The 17,573-nt window shown below is 65.2% G+C and carries 14 protein-coding genes; 10 read left to right on the top strand and 4 right to left on the bottom strand.

All coding sequences use genetic code 11. From position 1 onward, the window contains the following. The first annotated feature begins 15 nt into the window (after positions 1 to 15). The 5 genes from TX80_RS03190 to TX80_RS03170 are packed head-to-tail and all read left to right on the top strand — an operon-like array spanning position 16 to position 5,030. Complete coding sequence (locus TX80_RS03190; protein ID WP_049922175.1) at positions 16 to 1,221, top strand: ABC transporter substrate-binding protein; 1,206 nt, start codon at positions 16 to 18, stop codon at positions 1,219 to 1,221. A 3-nt stretch (positions 1,222 to 1,224) separates the two neighbouring features. Continuing rightward, positions 1,225 to 2,250 carry a carbohydrate ABC transporter permease gene (locus tag TX80_RS03185; RefSeq protein ID WP_081661428.1) on the top strand — a complete coding sequence of 342 codons (1,026 nt, stop codon included), beginning with the start codon at positions 1,225 to 1,227 and terminating at the stop codon, positions 2,248 to 2,250. A gap of 2 nt (positions 2,251 to 2,252) precedes the next feature. Further along, positions 2,253 to 3,122 (top strand): carbohydrate ABC transporter permease, encoded by an 870-nt coding sequence (locus tag TX80_RS03180; RefSeq protein ID WP_049921418.1) that lies wholly within the window; start codon positions 2,253 to 2,255, stop codon positions 3,120 to 3,122. A gap of 1 nt (position 3,123) precedes the next feature. After that, entirely contained in the window at positions 3,124 to 4,269 is a 1,146-nt protein-coding gene (locus tag TX80_RS03175) for an ABC transporter ATP-binding protein (RefSeq protein WP_049921417.1), read from the top strand. Beyond that, positions 4,266 to 5,030: a glycerophosphodiester phosphodiesterase gene (locus tag TX80_RS03170; RefSeq protein ID WP_081661412.1), complete on the top strand. Its 765-nt coding sequence runs from the start codon at positions 4,266 to 4,268 to the stop codon at positions 5,028 to 5,030. Before TX80_RS03175 ends, TX80_RS03170 begins: the two co-directional genes overlap by 4 nt. A 70-nt stretch (positions 5,031 to 5,100) precedes the next feature. Here the strand turns inward: TX80_RS03170 and TX80_RS03165 are convergent, their stop codons facing one another. Both TX80_RS03165 and glpK read right to left on the bottom strand, forming a co-directional pair. Further along, positions 5,101 to 6,204 (bottom strand): hypothetical protein, encoded by a 1,104-nt coding sequence (locus tag TX80_RS03165; RefSeq protein WP_049921416.1) that lies wholly within the window; start codon positions 6,202 to 6,204, stop codon positions 5,101 to 5,103. Then, positions 6,201 to 7,745, bottom strand: coding sequence for a glycerol kinase GlpK (gene glpK / locus TX80_RS03160; protein WP_049921415.1), 1,545 nt, complete (start codon positions 7,743 to 7,745; stop codon positions 6,201 to 6,203). Before glpK ends, TX80_RS03165 begins: the two co-directional genes overlap by 4 nt. A gap of 289 nt (positions 7,746 to 8,034) precedes the next feature. Between glpK and glpA the strand changes: the two genes are divergently transcribed. The 5 genes from glpA (at position 8,035) to TX80_RS03135 (ending at position 15,722) form a co-directional block, all read left to right on the top strand. Next, the gene (gene glpA / locus TX80_RS03155; protein ID WP_049921414.1) at positions 8,035 to 9,705 is read left to right on the top strand and encodes an anaerobic glycerol-3-phosphate dehydrogenase subunit GlpA; all 1,671 of its coding nucleotides are present in this window, start codon (positions 8,035 to 8,037) and stop codon (positions 9,703 to 9,705) included. 1 nt (position 9,706) lies between these two features. After that, positions 9,707 to 10,996 carry a glycerol-3-phosphate dehydrogenase subunit GlpB gene (gene glpB, locus TX80_RS03150; RefSeq protein WP_049921413.1) on the top strand — a complete coding sequence of 430 codons (1,290 nt, stop codon included), beginning with the start codon at positions 9,707 to 9,709 and terminating at the stop codon, positions 10,994 to 10,996. A 40-nt stretch (positions 10,997 to 11,036) separates the two neighbouring features. After that, a complete protein-coding gene (locus TX80_RS03145; protein WP_049921412.1) occupies positions 11,037 to 12,365 on the top strand; it encodes an anaerobic glycerol-3-phosphate dehydrogenase subunit C in 1,329 nt (442 codons plus the stop codon). Beyond that, a complete protein-coding gene (locus TX80_RS03140) occupies positions 12,365 to 13,546 on the top strand; it encodes a Cdc6/Cdc18 family protein (RefSeq protein WP_049921411.1) in 1,182 nt (393 codons plus the stop codon). Before TX80_RS03145 ends, TX80_RS03140 begins: the two co-directional genes overlap by 1 nt. A gap of 97 nt (positions 13,547 to 13,643) precedes the next feature. After that, on the top strand, positions 13,644 to 15,722 hold the full coding sequence (locus TX80_RS03135) for a hypothetical protein (protein WP_049921410.1): 2,079 nt from the start codon (positions 13,644 to 13,646) through the stop codon (positions 15,720 to 15,722). Between the two features lie 55 nt (positions 15,723 to 15,777). Here TX80_RS03135 and TX80_RS20135 read toward each other — a convergent pair whose 3' ends face one another. Together TX80_RS20135 and TX80_RS03130 are read right to left on the bottom strand one after the other, a co-directional pair. Then, positions 15,778 to 15,912: a DUF7503 family protein gene (locus tag TX80_RS20135; protein WP_449271530.1), complete on the bottom strand. Its 135-nt coding sequence runs from the start codon at positions 15,910 to 15,912 to the stop codon at positions 15,778 to 15,780. Between the two features lie 351 nt (positions 15,913 to 16,263). Beyond that, positions 16,264 to 17,523: an FG-GAP repeat protein gene (locus tag TX80_RS03130; protein WP_049921409.1), complete on the bottom strand. Its 1,260-nt coding sequence runs from the start codon at positions 17,521 to 17,523 to the stop codon at positions 16,264 to 16,266. Positions 17,524 to 17,573 lie beyond the last annotated feature (50 nt).

Below are 17,573 nucleotides of genomic sequence, written 5' to 3'. Positions count from 1 at the left end.
ACCGTCTGGCACGCGATGGGCGGCGGGAACGGCGAGACGATGACGGAACTGGGGGACGCGTTCGAAGACGAAACCGGCATCGCGGTCGAGATGTCGTATCAGGGCAGCTACGAGGACACCCTGAACCAGTCGTTCGCGGGGCTCGAAGCCGGGACGATGCCCGAAATCGTCCAGATCGACAGCCTGCACGCGAAACAGCTCCTCGATACCGGCGCGTACCAGCCGGTCGAGGACGTGCTACCGGACGACTATCCAGTCGCGGACTTCCTCGATCCCGTCGCCGACTTCTTTACCGTCGACGGAACCCTCTACTCCCTGCCGTTTAACAACTCGAACGCGATCCTCTACTACAACAAGGACGTCTTCGACGAGGCGGGACTCGATCCGGAGTCGCCGCCGGAAACGCTCGAGGAGGTAACCGAGTACTCGCAAGCGATCGTCGACGCCGGCGCGGCCGACTACGGCATCACCTGGCCCAACCACGTCTGGTTTCTCGAACACTGGTACGCGCTGGCCGGCCAGCCCCTCGTCGACAACGAGAACGGCTGGGCGGACGATCCGACCACCGTCCACACCGAAACGGACGTCGGCGAGACGATCTGGTCGTGGTGGCGCGACCTGGCGAGCGAGGACCTCTATACGAACCCGGGGATGGAGGCCTGGACCGAGGCGACCGATCTCTTCTACGGGCAGGACGTCGGCATGTTACTCACGTCGACGGCCTCCGTCTCGGGGGCCATCGCACAGAGCGAGGCAAACGGGTTCGAACTCGGGACCGGGTTCTACCCGGCGATCGACGGCCGCGAGGGCGTTGTCATCGGCGGCGCGTCCCTGTGGGTCCCCGCGGACCTCCCGGACGACCGCGCCGAGGAGGCCGGCCGACTGCTCGAGTTCATGACCCGTCCGGAAAACCAGATCGAGTGGCACCGCGAGACGGGCTACTACCCGGTTCGTGAGTCGGCCGTCGATCGGCTCGAGGACGAGGGCTGGTTCGAGGAGAGCCCACACCACGGGACCGCGTTCGAGCAACTGCTCGCCAGCGAGCAGACGACCGCGACAAAGCGGATGCTCGTCGGTCCCGCCCGGAAGGTCGCCGTCGAACTGCAGGAGGGATCCGTCGAGATATTCGAGGACCGGACCGGGCTCGAGGACGGGCTCTCGACCATGAAAACGGCGATCGAATCGGAGATGGAGCGGTACGTCGAGGCACGCGGGTCCTAACCCATGTCGACGCGAGAGATATACGGCGGCTCGCTCGGCGTGTGTCGGTTCCTGCGGAAGCGGGGGCTCCGGGGGACCGCGGCGTACCTGCGAGAGCACGGCGTTCGAGGGGCCATCGCGAACGCTCGAGCGGGTCGACGGCCGCTGCGTACCGAGATCCGGGGGATCGCCGTCGCGTACCTGCTGGTGGCCCCGACGCTGCTCGTCTCGGCGGTCTTTCTCTACTACCCCGCGATCAAGGCCTTCGAGTTGAGCTTCTACCAGACGCTGTTTTTCGGCGGCCAGCGAACGTGGGTCGGCCTCGGGAACTACGAGACGCTGCTGGAGTCGTCGTCGTATCACGAAAGCGTCGCCGTGACCGTCGCGTTCGCGGCGGTGGTCGTCGGCGGCGTGATGGCCGTCTCGCTCGTCGTCTCCGCGCTGTTGCACGAGGTCGACTGGGGCCAGTCGTGGTATCTGATCGCCGCGATCTGGCCGTACGCGTTGCCGCCCGCCGTCGCCGGCACCGTCTTTCTCTTTCTAGTCCATCCGTCGATCGGGACGGTCACCGGGCTCGTCGAAGGATACACCCCGATCGACGTCGACTGGTTCAGCAATGGCCGGCAGGCGTTCGTCGTCGTCACGGCCGCGGCGATCTGGAAACAACTCGGTTACAACGTCATCTTCATGCTCGCGGCGCTGAACAAGGTCCCAGAGACCCTCACGGAAGCCGCCGAACTCGACGGGGTCGGTCGATGGACCCGGCTCCTTCGAGTCTACGCCCCGCTGATCTCGCCGACCCTGCTGTTTCTGGTGGTAATGAACACCATCTACGCGTTCTTCGGCACGTTCGCGTTCATCGACCTGATGACACAGGGCGGTCCCGGGGGGGCCACGAACGTCCTGATCTTCGATCTCTACCGAAACGCGTTCGAGTTCAACAACCACGGCCTCGCCTCGGCGCAATCGATCGTCCTGTTCGTGGTCGTGAGCGCGCTGATGTACGCACAGCTTCGGCTCTCGAACGACCGCGTCCACTACGGTGCCTGACCATGCGCGAACAGCTACCCGGATCGAGAACCGCGCCAGTCGACCTCGAGTGGCCGTCGATCCGCGACCGCGAGGCTCCGCTGGGTGCCCACGTCGGATTGCTGGTCGCGGTGAGTCTGATGGCGCTTCCGCTGGCGGTGGCGGTCCTCATCAGCTTCGGGACGCGAGCGACGCTGACGAGCCTCTCGGAACTGTCGCTCGAGACGGCGGCCCGAAACTACCACGACGTGCTCTTTCGGTACGACATGGGGCGGTACATGCTCAACTCGTTTCTCATGTCGATCGTCGTGGTCGCCGGCAAACTCGTCGTCTCGCTGCTGGCCGCGCTCGCGATCGTCTACTACCGGTTCCCGTTCAAAAACGCGGTGTTCGCGGTCGTCCTCGTGACGCTCATGCTTCCGGTTCCAGTTCGGATCGTCCCGCTGTTCCAACTCGTTGCCGACCTCGGCTGGGCCAATACGTTCTTCGCGCTGACGATTCCGTACCTCGCCAGCGCGACGACGGTGTTTCTGCTTCGCCAGCACTTCCTGTCGATCCCGCCCTCGCTCGTCGAGGCGGCGAAACTCGACGGCGTCGGGCCGCTTCGGTTCCTCGTGTTCGTCCTGCTTCCCATGTCGAAGGGGATGCTCGCGGGCGTCTCCGTCATCATGTTCATCTACTCGTGGAACCAGTACCTCTGGCCGCTGTTGATCGTCAACGACCAGTCGATGCAGGTCTCGCAGGTCGGCATCCGGCTCCTCCGGGGGGTCGTCGAATCCGGCGACGTCTCCTGGCCGCTCGTGATGGCCGGGTCGATCGTGACGCTCGTCCCGCCGCTTTTCGTTCTGATCGCCTGCCGAAAACCGCTGCTCGAGACGTTTGGCGTCCAATAACATGGCTTCGATAACACTCACTGACCTGACGAAACGCTTCGACGACGTGACCGCCGTCGACGGGATCGACCTGTCCGTTTCCGACGGGGAGTTCCTCGTCATCGTCGGCCCGTCCGGCTGTGGCAAGTCGACGCTGCTTCGGTGTCTCGCCGGCCTCGAGTCGCCGACCGACGGGACGATCCGTCTCGGCGACGAGGACGTGACCGCCCGCGAACCCCACGAACGCGACGTCGCGATGGTGTTCCAGAACTACGCGCTGTATCCGCATATGACCGCCGAACGGAACATGACCTTCGGAATGGGCTCTGCCACGTCGTTCTCGAGCGCGGAGATCGACCGGCGCGTCGCGGAGGCCGCCGACGTGCTCGACATCGCCGACCTCCTCGATCGGAAACCGGCGGCGCTCTCCGGCGGGGAGCGCCAGCGGGTCGCGCTCGGCCGGGCGATCGTTCGCGACCCGGCCGTCTTCCTCATGGACGAACCGCTGTCGAACCTCGACGCGAAACTGCGCGTCCGGATGCGGACCGAACTGGCGCGACTCCACGAGGACCTGGGGACGACGACCGTCTACGTCACGCACGACCAGACCGAAGCGATGACGCTCGGCGAGCGAGTCGTCGTCATGCGCGATGGGCAGGTCCAGCAGGTCGCACCGCCACAGCGGCTCTACGACTCCCCGGCCAACCGCTTCGTCGCCGAGTTCATCGGCGATCCGGCGATGAACATGCTCGAGGTCGAACTCGAGGGGACGCCGGGTGGTCCGATCGCCCGCCACGGTGCGTTCGAACTGTCGCTGCCGCAGGCGTCCGAACTCGATGACTACGCCGGTCGAGCCGTCCTCGGCTTCCGGCCGGAGGACGTCTCGATCGTCGACCGCGGGACGGGTCCGGAGCGAGGATCGACGGGACCGATCGAGGCGACGATCACGGTGACCGAACCGCTCGGCGATACGCTGTTGCTCCACTGTCGCGCCGGCGGGGACGAGTTTCACGTCCAGACCGACCCGCGAGCCGACCGCGACGCCGGCGACGCCGTGACGCTGACCGTCGACGAAACCCGGCTCCACCTGTTCGATCCGGAAACGGGGGCGGCGATCTACCACTCCGATCGCGAGCACTGCCGACCGGAGGCGTCCGTCACCCGATGATTGGCCCGAAGGTGACGCGGCGGCACCTGCTGGCCGGCACGGCCGTCGGCGGCGCGACGCTGCTGTCCGGGAGTCTCGCCCGCGAGCGCTCGACCGAGGTCATCGCCCACCGCGGGTTCGCGGACGAGCGACCCGAAAACACCGTCGCAGCCGTCCGATACGCCGCGCCGCGGGCGGACGCGATCGAGGTCGACGTCCGGCACTGTGGCTCGGGGGAACTCGTCTGTCTCCACGACGAGCGCCTCGAGCGAACCACCGACGGGAACGGTCGGGTCGGCGCGACCGACTGGGAGCGGCTCAAAACGCTGCGGGTCGAATCCAGCGACGCTCGCGTCCCCCGACTCGAGGCGGTCTTCGAGGCGGTTCCCGCGGACGTCCGTCTGAACGTCGAACTGAAAGAGCGCGGGCTGGCACCGGATCTCCTCGAGTTGCTCGAGCGCCACGAGGTCACGGTTCGTGTCTCGTCGTTCGACGCAACCGCGCTAGCTCAGGTGGAGTCGCTCGATTCGACCGTTCCGCTCGCGTACGTGGTCGGGGACGGGGCGGCTCCCGCGGACGTCCTCGAGACCGCCGCGGAACTGGACTGCGTGGCCGTTCATCCGTCGACCGCGCTGTGTTTCGAGACGGACATCATCGACCGGGCACACGACCGAGGGTTCGACGTGAACGCCTGGACGGTCGACTCGGGGTTCGAAACGGCGATGCTCTCGCTCGAGGGCGTCGACGGCGTGTTCGCGGATACGCCGATCCCGTGGTTGTGACGCGACCGGACCGGAGCCGGTCGGCTCGGGGACGCGAGTCGACAAAAAACGGATCGTCAGTTGGCGACGGTCAGAACCACGGGACCCAGACGGTGGTTCCGAAGACCCCGGCAACGTAACAGAGCGTCACGAGGAAGGTCCCGAAGACGATCGCCGCTGCCGGCGGGTCCCAGTGGGTGTCGCTGTGGGCGTAGAAGATTCGCTGGAACAGTTCTCCGAACAGCGCACAGACGATGCCGAACAGGAGGCCGACGACGAGCGCGACCGCCAGTCCTTCGCCGGCGAGCATCGCCCCCTCCTGATAGTCGACGGGCGCGGTGGCAGCCGCTTGTGGACCGAGAGAGACCGCCAGCGCGGCGGTCGATGCCGGGAGGGTGATGTGGTGGGTGACCGGGGTCTTCTCGACGCCGCAGTTGAGAAAGACCAGCGACGCCGCGCTGATACCGAACCCGAGGAACGCGCTGCCGGTCGTGACGGCGACGTACGCCCCCAGAATTCCGGCGACGAGACCGATCATCGCGACGTGACCCCACTTGTACTGGTGGCCGAGCCACGGTTCGACGACCAGTCGGTCGCCCTCCCGCTGTTCGGCCGGCGACGCGTCGGCGGCCTGTGCCTGTCCGCCGTCGGTCGCGGGCTCGCCGATGACGCGCTTTTCCCCGTCCTCGAACGGACTCATGTCGAGAACGCTCGAGCTCCGGACCGTCCCGATGATGCTGTAGCCGAGGATCAGCCGGTGAAACAGCGCGGAGAGCACGACGCCCATCGCGATGGGGTCGTACGGCATCGCGAGTTCAGCCGAGACGGTCTGGAGCCAGTAGCCGAGGACACCGAACGCGCCGCCGACGGCGAGCACGTCGGGCTTGGTACCGAGCGCGAACGCGATGTTCTTCGCCTCGTGGTAATCGAACCCCGTCTCGAGGTAGCCACGGCGTGCGGCATAGGCCGTCGCGGCCACGCCGCCGGCGAAACTGATCGCCGGCGAGAACGGCGGCCCGAAGGCGACCCCATCGGTGATGGCGGCCGCGTTCGGGTCGACGAGGGTCGCGGCTTCGCCGGCGATCACCAGGAACCCGGTGAAGATGAAGGCGGGAAGCGGCCCGAGCGCCGCGCCGAAGGCACCGCCGCCGAACGCGGCGATGAGTTCCGCGAGATCGAGCAGCGCATCGATCATTCGGCATCACCGTCGTTCGCCCAGTCGCGGGACCGTTCGACGGCGTCGATCCAGCGTTCGTAGCGTTTGTCGGCCGTGTTCGGATCCATCTTCGGCTCGAACTCGCGATCGATCTGCCAGTTGTTGCGCAACTCGTCGAGATCGTTCCAGTAGCCGACGGCCAGCCCCGCGGCGTAGGCCGACCCGAGCGCCGTCGTCTCGTCGACGACCGGTCGGACGATCTCCGAGCCGATGATATCGGACTGAAGCTGACAGAGGTAGTTGTTCTTGACCGCGCCGCCGTCGACTTTCAGGCTCGTCATGTCGATCCCCGAGTCGGCTTCCATCGCCGCCGCGACGTCGCGGGTCTGGTAGGCGATCGATTCGAGCGTCGCCCGGACGATGTGCTCCTTGCGGGTGCCACGTGTCATCCCGACGATGGTACCCCGGGCGCGCTGGTCCCAGTGGGGCGCTCCAAGGCCGGTGAACGCCGGGACGACGTAGACGCCGTCGGTCGAGTCGACGCTGCGGGCGAGTTCCGCGGTTTCGGACGGGTCGTCGATCAGCGACATGTCCTCGAGCCACTCGATGGCCGCGCCGGTGATGAAGATCGATCCCTCCAGTGCGTACTGGACGTCCTCGCCCGAGCGCTGGAAGCCGATCGTCGTCAACAGGCCGTGGTCGCTTTCGACGGCCTCGTTGCCGGTGTTCATCAGGAAGAACGAACCCGTCCCGTAGGTGTTCTTGGCGTCGCCGGCGTCGAAGCAGGTCTGACCGAACAGCGCCGCCTGCTGGTCGCCGAGCGCCCCCGCAACGGGGATCTCGGCCTCGAGGAAGCCCTCGGGGTCGGTCGTCCCGTAGGTCGCCTCGTCGCTCGAGGGGCGGACCTCGGGTAACATCTCCGCTGGGACGTTGAACTCATCGAGGAGGTCGTCGTCCCACTCGAGGTCGTGGATGTTGTACAGCATCGTCCGCGAGGCGTTCGTGACCTCGGTGACGTGGTTGCCCGTGAGGTTGTAGATGAGCCACGTGTCGATGGTGCCAAAGAGCACGTCCCCCTGTTCGGCCCGTTCGCGAATGTCGGCCGGCCGGGCGCGCTCCATCTTGATCGGATCGGCCTCGTCGAGCAGCCACTCGGCTTTGGTCGCCGAGAAGTACGCGTCGGCCTCGAGTCCCGTCTTCTCGCGGATGGTCTCGACCATGCCGTTTTCCTCGAGTTCCTCGACGCGGTCGGTCGTCCGGCGGTCCTGCCAGACGATGGCGTTGTGGACCGGCCGACCGGAGTCGGCGTCCCACAGCACCGTGGTTTCGCGCTGGTTCGTGACGCCAAGGGCCTCGAGCTGGTCGGGGCTGATGCCCGCCTGTCCGAGCGCCTGCGTGATGACGCGTTTGGTGTTCTCCCAGATTTCCATCGGGTCGTGCTCGACCCAGCCGGGTTCCGGGTAGATCTGTTCGTGCTTTTCGTAGGCGTTAGCGACGACCTGACCGCCGTGATCGAACACGATAAACCGCGTTCCGGTCGTCCCCTGATCGACTGCGCCGACGTACGTATTGTCTGTCACTGGTAATCACCCCTGAACTGACCACGCGACATTTTTACCGCTGGTCGCGTGCTACTGGTAAACAGTCTCGACGATCATTATAAATGTTACTGATAGCGGGGCTGATGGATCGAGACCCGCTCGGCCCCTCTCTGATCCCTCTCTCTAGGACCTGATACCTGTTTCTGTGTAAGGAAGTCGACCGGCGTCGAAACCTCGATCGCGGGTCGCGGCTCACCTCCGATTATTATGGGTGTTAGGCAACCGCCGATAAAATAAAGGCGGGGGAGTGCTAGGGACGAACGAAGGGATGGCACAGGACACGGATGTCCTCGTCCTCGGGGGCGGCTCGACCGGCTGTGGCATCGCCCGGGATCTGGCGATGCGCGGGCTCGAGGTGACCCTCGTCGAGCGAGGCAACTTGACAGGCGGAACGACCGGACGAATGCACGGGCTTTTACACAGCGGCGGTCGGTACGCCGTCTCCGATCAGGCGAGCGCGACGGAGTGTATCGAGGAAAACGAGGTGCTCCGGGACATCGCCGATCACTGCGTCGAGATGACCGGCGGGCTGTTCGTCCAGCGGCCCGAGGACTCGGACGAGTACTTTCAGGAGAAACTCGAGGGGTGTCGGGAGTGTGGCATTCCCGCACGCGTGCTTTCGGGACGGGAAGCCCGGGAAGTCGAACCGTACCTTGCCGACGACGTGGCGCGTGCGATCGAGGTTCCGGACGGAGCGGTCGACCCGTTTCGACTCTGTGTCGCGAACGCACTCGACGCACAGAATCACGGGGCACGTATCGAAACCCACGCCGAAGTCATCGACCTCCTGCGGGAGGGCGACGACATCTACGGCGTGAAAGTCCGCCACGACTCCGGCCCCGGCAAGCGCACGCACAACGCCCCCGGTACCACCGAGGAGATCACCGCCGAGTACGTCGTCAACGCGACCGGCGCGTGGGCCGGGCAGATCGGCGCGATGGCCGACCTCGAGATCGAGGTCCGGCCCTCGAAGGGCGTCATGACGATCATGAACGTGCGGCAGGTCGACACCGTCGTCAACCGCTGTCGACCGAAGGGCGACGCCGACATCATCGTCCCCCACGAAACCACGGCGATCCTCGGGACGACCGACGAGGAGGTCGCCGATCCCGACGACTACCCCGAGGAACAGTGGGAGGTCGATCACATGATCGAGACGCTCTCGGAACTCGTGCCCATCCTGCAGGAGGCACGGACGATCCGCTCGTTCTGGGGGGTCCGACCGCTGTACGAACCGCCGGGGACGGGCACGAAGGACCCGACCGACATCACGCGGGACTTCTTCCTGCTCGACCACGCCGATCGGGACGGGGTCGCCGGCATGTCCAGCATCGTCGGCGGCAAGTTCACGACCTACCGGGCGATGGCCGAGGAGATTTCGGATCACGTCTGTGAGAAACTCGGCGTCGACGCCAGCTGTGCCACCGCCGAGGAACCGCTGCCCGGCAGCGAGAACATCGAGGCCCTCGAGCAGGGGATGGACGACTTCGGCCTGCGGTCCCCGATCGCACGGCGGAGCAAACAACGACTGGGCAGTCGGGCGAGCGAGGTGCTCGAGACCGACGAGGCAAACCCCGTCATCTGTCAGTGTGAGGGGGTCACCCGCGCGGAGGTTCGAGACGCGATCGAACAGTCCGGCTCGGATCTGAACGCGGTTCGCATCCGCACGCGGGCGTCGATGGGCAACTGTCAGGGCGGCTTTTGTAGCATGCAGATGGCCAACGAACTCCACCCCGAGTACGACGAGGCGACGGTCCGGGAGGCACTCGACGAACTCTTTCAGGAACGCTGGAAGGGCCAACGACACGCGCTGTGGGGCGAACAGCTCTCGCAGGCGATGCTCAACTACGCGCTTCACGCGACCACGATGAACCGGGACGCCGATCCCGCCGGCACGCCCGGTGACATCGAGTACGCGAACTTCGACGGGGGGAACTGAGATGGCGATCGAAGACGACGTGCTCGTGATCGGCGGCGGCCTCGCCGGCGCGACCGCCGCACTCGCCGCCGCCGAACGGGACGGACAGGTCCGGCTCGTCACGTACAAACAGAGCACGCTCCGACACGCCAGCGGCCTGATCGACGTGCTGGGCTACACGCCCGACGGGGAGGGGCCGGTGGTCGATCCGTTCGACGCGCTGGCGGCCCTCCCGGACGGCCATCCCTACGAACGCGTCGGGGTCGAGGCGGTCCGAGAGGCACTGTCGTTTTTCGACGACGTGGCCGGCGATAGCTACGCTGGCGGCCATACCGACGCCAACGCGCTCGTTCCGACCCACGGCGGCACCGTCAAGCCGACCGCGCGCTATCCGGCCTCGACGGCCGCCGGACTGGCAAGCGACGACCGGGACACCCTGCTGGTCGGCTTCGGGACGCTGCCCGATTTCGAAGCCCCGCTTGCGGCCGCCCACCTCGAGGCCGCCGGCGCGCCGTTTGCGGCCCGCGGCGTCACCCTCTCGTTTCCCGGCATCGTCCGGGACGACGCGAAGGTCACGCGGTACGCCCACCTGCTCGACCGGGACGACACCGTCGCGACCGGGGACGGCGAGGCCGGCGCGCGCGAGGCACTCGCCGCGGCCGTCGAACCCCACCTCGAGGACGAGACCCGCGTCGGCTTCCCCGCGATTTTGGGGGACGAACACGCCGCGGCGGTCCGGGCCGATCTCGCGGACGCGCTCGGCGTCGAGGTATTCGAAGTCCCGATGGGACCGCCGAGCCTGCCGGGCATCCGACTCGAGGAGTTGCTGTACGACGCCCTCGAGGAGGCGGGCGTCCGGACGACATCGGGCGTTCCCGTGATCGATTTCGAGACCGACGACGGCGGCGACCGGATCGATCACGTCGTCGTCGACCGGAACGGGACGGAGATCCCTTATCGGGCCGAGCAGTACGTCCTCGCGACGGGCGGACTGGTCGGGAAGGGCGTCCGATCCGAGCGCGAACGGGTGTTCGAACCGATCTTCGACTGTCACGTGCCACACGCCACGGACCGCTACGACTGGTTCGTCGACGACGTCTTCGGCGACCACCCCTACGCGCGGTTCGGTCTCGTTCCCGACCGCGACCTTCGCCCGCTCGATGCGGGGGAGAACCCGGAGTATTCGAACCTGCGAGCGGCGGGTGCCGTCCTCGGCGGCTACGACTTCGCGGCGGAGAAATCCGGCGGGGGCGTCTCGCTGGCGACCGGATACGTCGCCGGCACGCGCGCCGGCGAGGAGGGGAGCGAATGAGCGACTCGAGTATGATCTCACGACAGATTCAGGTGATTCGATGAGCGACGCAGAACGACCGACCGACGATCACGTACCGGGAGACGAGGAGTTCGAACCGATCCAGGTGTTCCCCGAGGCCGAGGAGATGGACCTCCGACCGGGCGCGGACAACTGTTACAAGTGTTCGACCTGCGACACCAACTGTCCGGTCGCGGAGGTCGACGACGAGTTCCCCGGGCCGAAGTTTCAGGGGCCGGAGCAGTGGCGGCTCAAGCGTCAGGACGACCACGACATCGACGACTCGGTGATGAAGTGTTCGAACTGTATGCGCTGTGATAGCGCTTGCCCCTCCGAGGTGCCGCTCTCGCAGATGCACAACACCGCCCGGGCGGAGTACGTCGACGAGAACATGAGCAAACTCTCCCGGGAATACCTCCGGAACAGAATACTGGCGAACTACCGGCGTCTCGCCCCGCTGGGCGCGATGTTCCCGCGGACGGCCAACTTCGTGATGGGGCTTTCCGTAACCAAGTGGATGGGTGAGAAACTCCTCGGGATCACGAGCGAGCGCGACTTCCCCGAGTTCGCGACCGAGACGTTCCGCGAGTGGTGGACCAAACGCGGGGGCGCGAAGGTCCAAAGCGAGGAGAAACGGATCGCCTACTTCCACGGCTGTTACTCGAACTACAACACGCCGGAGGTCGCGAAGGCACTGGTCCGGGTCTACGAGTACTTCGGCTACGAGGTCATGGTCCCCGAGCAAGCCTGTTCCGGGACGCCGATGTTCGCAAACGGGATGCTCGAGGACGCCCGGCGGGCGGCCGAGACGAACGTCCGCGAACTCGCTGCGGCGATCGAGGACGGGGCCGACATCGTCGCCGGCTGTAGCTCCTGTTCGATGTCGCTTCGCCAGGAGTACCCCGAACTGTTTGACTTCGACGGCACCGAAACCGTCGCCGAAAACACCTGGGACGCCATCGAGTATCTCCGGGTCCACGAGGACCTCGAGGGCGAACTCGAGGGAACGTCCGTCGGCGACGAGTTCGACGACTTCGCGTATCACGCGCCGTGTCACTCCCGAAATCAGGGACTCGACGGCCAGACGCTCGAAGTGCTCGACGCGATCGACGGGGTCGACGCCCACGACGTCGGGGACTCCTGTTCCGGGATTTCGGGAACGTACGGATGGAAGGCGGAGAATTACGAAACATCCATGAAAATCGGTGAAGAGATGTTCGATCACATGGAGGACGCCGACGCCCGGACGGGTCTGACGGAGTGTCCGACCTGTTCGATGCAGATGGAACACGGCACCGGCTACGAGATCACCCACACGCTCGAGGTACTCGAAGCAGCCCTCGTCGGTCCCGACCCGTCCGCGAAGTAATGAACCTCCACGAGCGCATCGCACGACGGCGGTCGGCACAGCAGGGGAGAGCGGTCATCGTCGACCGCGATCATCTCAGTCCCGTGGTCCACCGGCCGGAGCCGATCGGTCGCGGTCCCGTTCTCGAGCAGTTGCTCGACGCGCTCGAGCCGGTGTTCAACGGAGAGTTACCGTCGCCGGTTGCGGTCGTCGGTCCGGCCGGGTCGGGAACGTCCGCGATCGTCACTGCGCTGTTCGATGCGTTAAACGAGCGACTCGGCGAATCGAGCCGGTCGATCGCCACGACGACTCGGGCCGGCAGCACCGGCCCGGTGACGTGGTTCGTCTACGTCGACGGCCGCCGCGTCGAGAGTGCGTTCGCCTTCTATCGTGCGGTTCTTTCGGTAGTCTCGGCCGACGCGGTCCCCGAAAGCGGCATCGGGACCGACGAACTGCGGGATCGACTCGGTGCCCTGCTCGGCCGTCGCGACCGGCGTGCGGTCGTGGCGATCGACCACCACGACGAACCCGAGACGTTGTCGTACGACCGGGTCAGGGAACTGCTGGTTCCGGTCGCGGACAGCACGTCGACCGTCGCCGTCGGCCAACGCGAACCCGACGACTGGGACGGCACGACCGTCACCGTCCCCGCCTACCGCCACCACGAACTCGTCGACGTCGTGACGGACCGCGTCTCGACCGGGCTGGCTGCGGGCGCGCTCGATCACGAGTCCGTCCGCGACCTGGCGGTCTGGGCCGACGGAAACGCCCACGACGCCCTCGCGGCGCTGTTCGGAGCCGCGGTATGTGCCAGCGAGGCAGACGCAGAGCGGGTCGCCGACCGACATCTCGAGCGGGCAAAGTCGGACGTCCCCGAGGACGGCGTCCACGTCGACCGGGCGCTCGCGCTCTCGGAAACGCGCCAGCAGGTGCTGTGGCATCTGGTCTCGGTCGAGACGGCCGAGCAACCGATCCGCGAGGTCGCGACCGAGATCGCCGATCGGTCGTCGCTGACCGACGGGACGGTCAAACGGTTCCTGTACGAACTCGCCGACCGCGGCGTGATCGAGCGGGTACCCTTGCCGGCAAACGGAAGCGGTCGCCGCCCGAGTACGGTCGAGCCGCGGTTCCCGACGATCGTGTTTCGGGCGCTCAGTTCGGCGGCCGACGAAAACGGGTCCGAAACCGAATCCCGGACGTGATCACCGGGACACCCGTCAACGAGAAAGCGCGGACACTCGAACAATGGTATCTTTTTTGACTGTGCGCTCGCATATTTCTCTCATCGACGGACGAGACATGACGATTACCTTCGAGGAAACTACTCACCCTGCGGGGCTCGAGGTCTACGACTCGCTCGAGCAACGGCATCTCCAAGTGAAGACGGACGGCGTCGTCTCGTCAGTAACCGACGAGCCCGAGGGGTTCCGTTTCCCGGTAAACAAGACCTGTACGATCGAAACGGACGAACTCTACTTCGATCGGCTCTTTTCCGTGACGCTTCACGATCGGACGGGTCGGTCGGAAGCGAACTTCGACGTCGGTGAGACGGTTGCTCTCGACGAGCGAACCCAGTTCGTCGGCCTGAGCGGCCCGATCAAACTGTACTGTCGGACCGAGACCGCCGGGACGGTCGATATCGGGCTCACATCGATCCGCATCACGCTCGAGCGGGAGTCCACGATCGAACTCGGTGCCAGATCGCTGCACGATCGGCCGGCGGGGACGATTACGACGCCGCCCGACGTCGAGTCGATGATGGACGCCATCTCGGTGTTGCCGTCCGCGCTGAAGACGACCTCGCCGGAGCGGACGTGGCCGACCCTGCGTGGCCATCCGCCGTTGATCGAACTGGGGGAGCGTCTCGAAGTTCCGGACTCCATCGACCGTCCGGATAACGACCACGGGATCACGGTTACGGTGCCCCCGGAGTATCTGCCGCTCTATCAGGCTGCGCCGCTGGCGTTCTTTCTCGGCGCGACGATCCGTCCCGGACCGGAACCGAAACTCGAGACGCCCCAGTTCGAGTACACGCTGGCGGACACCCGCTCGTTCGGCGACGACATCGCCAGGCTGTTGAAGCGCTTTTTCTTCCTCGACTGCCTCGTCAGAAACGAGGGGTTCTTTCAGTACGACCTGCTCGAGCTATCGGTTCTCGAAGACGAGTTGCCGTTCGCCCTCGGATCGATGTACGAAACGCCGCTGCCAGCACGACTGGAACGGTACCTCGAGATTCCCTACGAGGTAATCGACTCCCACGCACCGCGCTGGCCGCTGACGGCGCACGTTCCGGACGACCCGGAGAGTATCGAACTGATACCGTTCGTCGTCAACGAACTCGGCCTCGTCCGCGAAGCGACCGGGACCGTCGCGGACGCCGTTTCGAGCGCGGACCCGTCGAACGCGCAACTCGTTCGTTCGGCAGCGGCCACACGCTCGCCGCCGTCGGTAACCGGCGATTCGGAGTTCGTCGTGCCGACGGTTACCGACGAATCAGTGGAACACGCGTGGTTCGGCGACGCCGTGCCCCAGAACGCGTCGAAAGCGACGATCGAGGCCTACCGGAACCAACTCGACCGCGGCGCGCGAAGCGAGTCGATCGAGATCCTGCTCGTCTGCAACGATGCCCGCATGATCGACGAGCACGATTTGCTCGACGAAGCCTACGGAACCCGGGAGGAACTGCCCTTCGAGATCCGCTCGGAGTTCGGCGTGAGTTCGGACCGGCTCGCGTCGTTGCTTTCCGAGGGCGGCTACGACTTCGTCCACTACATCGGTCACGCGACCGAAGACGGCCTCCGCTGTCCCGACGCCGATCTCGACGTGCGATCCCTCGAGTCGGTCGACGTGGGTGTGTTCTTCCTGAACGCCTGTCGCTCCTACGAACAGGGAATCGCGCTCACCCGCCGCGGCGCGTTCGGCGGCGTCAGTACGTACGGCGACGTCGCAAACGAGGACGCCGTCGAAGCGGGCGAGACGATGGCGCGACTTCTCAACCGCGGTTTCCCGCTTCGGGGCGCGCTCGAGATCGCGCAACAGAACTCGTCGCTCGGAGATCAGTATCTCATCGTCGGCGACGGATCGGTAGATATCGCTCAAACGGATCATGGAGCACCCGGAATTATTGAACTTGAAAGGCGAAATGAAGATGAATTTGGTTTCTCAATTAGATCTTATTCGACTAAAGAATTTAAACTCGGTTCGGTAACTGAATCAAATCTCAAGTCGGTTGCAGACCGTCATTTAACGCCAGGCTTCACACCGTTTTCTGGGGTTGAAGCGGATTCAATCCAGGAATACTTGATATGGATAGAACTTCCAATACTGATTGATGACCAGTTACACTGGAATGACGGTGTTGGACCAGCTATAATATAATTGCAGATAAACCGTATGTTTTATACCAATAACATTCAGTAAGATTGATTTTAATCTACGGGCCGACCTGGGTATTAGTTCCTGCAACGACTGTTCCCGCCTGACTGAGCAGGACGAACAACGTGAACAGGACACCGATCATTCGTGGGTGCTGTGCGAGGTAATCCTTCATGCTGTCTTTCGCGGACATCACATCCCTATGGTTGTTACCTCTGGTATTAAATTTATCTTATATTTTCAGATAATTTTATTTATAATTGTATAATGTAGTGATAGATGTATCGGAATATACTTATCTATTATTATTCCTTGGAGATATAGTCGTTGCCGCAGTCGTTCATACTCTAGAAACATGATAGATGACCTCAATTCACGAGAATAACGGGATCTTATTGTTAGGCCCACAAATTGTCCACTACGGAGGCCTATTCGTCTTTGCAGCTGATTCCGTACAGTCACTAGTCAAGACAATTGACAGTCTTAACGGGCGCTCTCGGTTGCCGAGCGCCACTCGAGTCGCCCACCGACGCGCTGCGCGTCGCTACAACTCGAACGCGTACGCGACACCCGGGCCGTCGTCGGGAGCGCCCACGAGCGCAGTCGTCCCCTCGAGTGCGACGGTCTTCCCGAACCCTGTTTTGCTGTCGGGGGTCTCGGGCGCGAGGATCGCTCGCCGGTGCCAGGTACCGTCACGCCGTTCGAACGCCTGGGCCGCTCCCGTCCCGTCCGAGTTGGAGCGTTCAGTTGGTGCGCCGACGAGCGCAATCCCGTCATCGACCGCGACCGCCGTCCCGAACCCGCGGTCGTCGCCGTCGGGCTCGAGGATCGCCCGTTCGTGCCAGTCCCCGTCCGAGCGCTCGAAGACGAACGCCGTTCCCGTCCCGTCCGCGGCGAACTCGCGACGAGGAGCGCCGACGAGAGCGATGTCGTCCGCCACCGCGACCGCAGCACCGAACTCGTCGGCGCTGTCACCCTCCGCCGGTTCGAGCGTCGCTCGCCGATGCCAGCCCCCGTTCGTCCGCTCGAACGCGTACGCGACACCCGGGCCCGGAGCGCCCACGAGCGCGGTCGTCCCCTCGAGCGCGATCGCCGTTCCGAACCGGCCGCCGCGCTTGGCGGCTTCGGGTTCGAGCGTCGCCGATCGTCCCCAAGCGCCATCCGTTCGCTCGAACGCGTACGCAACGCCAGGGCCGTCGCCGGGAGCGCCCACGAGCGCGGTCGACCCCTCGAGCGCGACGGTCTCACCGAACCACCCCCCGCTCGTTCCGCCGTCGGGTGACAGGGTTACCTGCCGGTGCCAGTCCCCGTCCGAGCGCTCGAAGACGAACGCCGATCCGGACTCGAATCCACCTGATTCGTCGAAGGGGACTCCAACCAGCGCGGCGTCGCCGTCGACCGCGACGGCCGCCCCGAACTCGATATCCACACCGTCGCGGTCCGGGGCCAGTGCCGAGCGCTGTACCCACTCGTCATCGGTCCGATCGAAGCCGTACGCCGCGCCCACACGGTATCCGGTAGCATCGATGTCGCCGGGAGCACCAACGAGGGAGGTGCTCCCCTCGAGTGCGATCGCCGCCCCGAATCGGTCACCGATCTCGCCGTCTTCCGGCGTCACCTCGGCCGCGACCGGGGGATCGTCGATCTCGCTTGCGCCATGCGTTTCCGTTCCGTCGGTGTCTTTCCCCGTCTCCGTCTGCGGCTTTGCCTCACTCTTGTCGTCGACACATCCCGCCGCTCCGATCGCCGCGAGGACACCCCCGGACCGAAGGATCCCCCGTCGACTCACTCGCTGTCGTTCCATCGTTGGTATCGGTCCGACCGCGGATCAAAAAGCCACCTATCCTCGATACC

The sequence above is a fragment of the Halopiger djelfimassiliensis genome (assembly GCF_000455365.1).
GTDB classification, from domain to species: domain Archaea; phylum Halobacteriota; class Halobacteria; order Halobacteriales; family Natrialbaceae; genus Halopiger_B; species Halopiger_B djelfimassiliensis.
The sequence above is the reverse complement of the archived record's forward strand: the minus strand, read 5'-3'. Positions and strand labels throughout refer to the sequence as shown.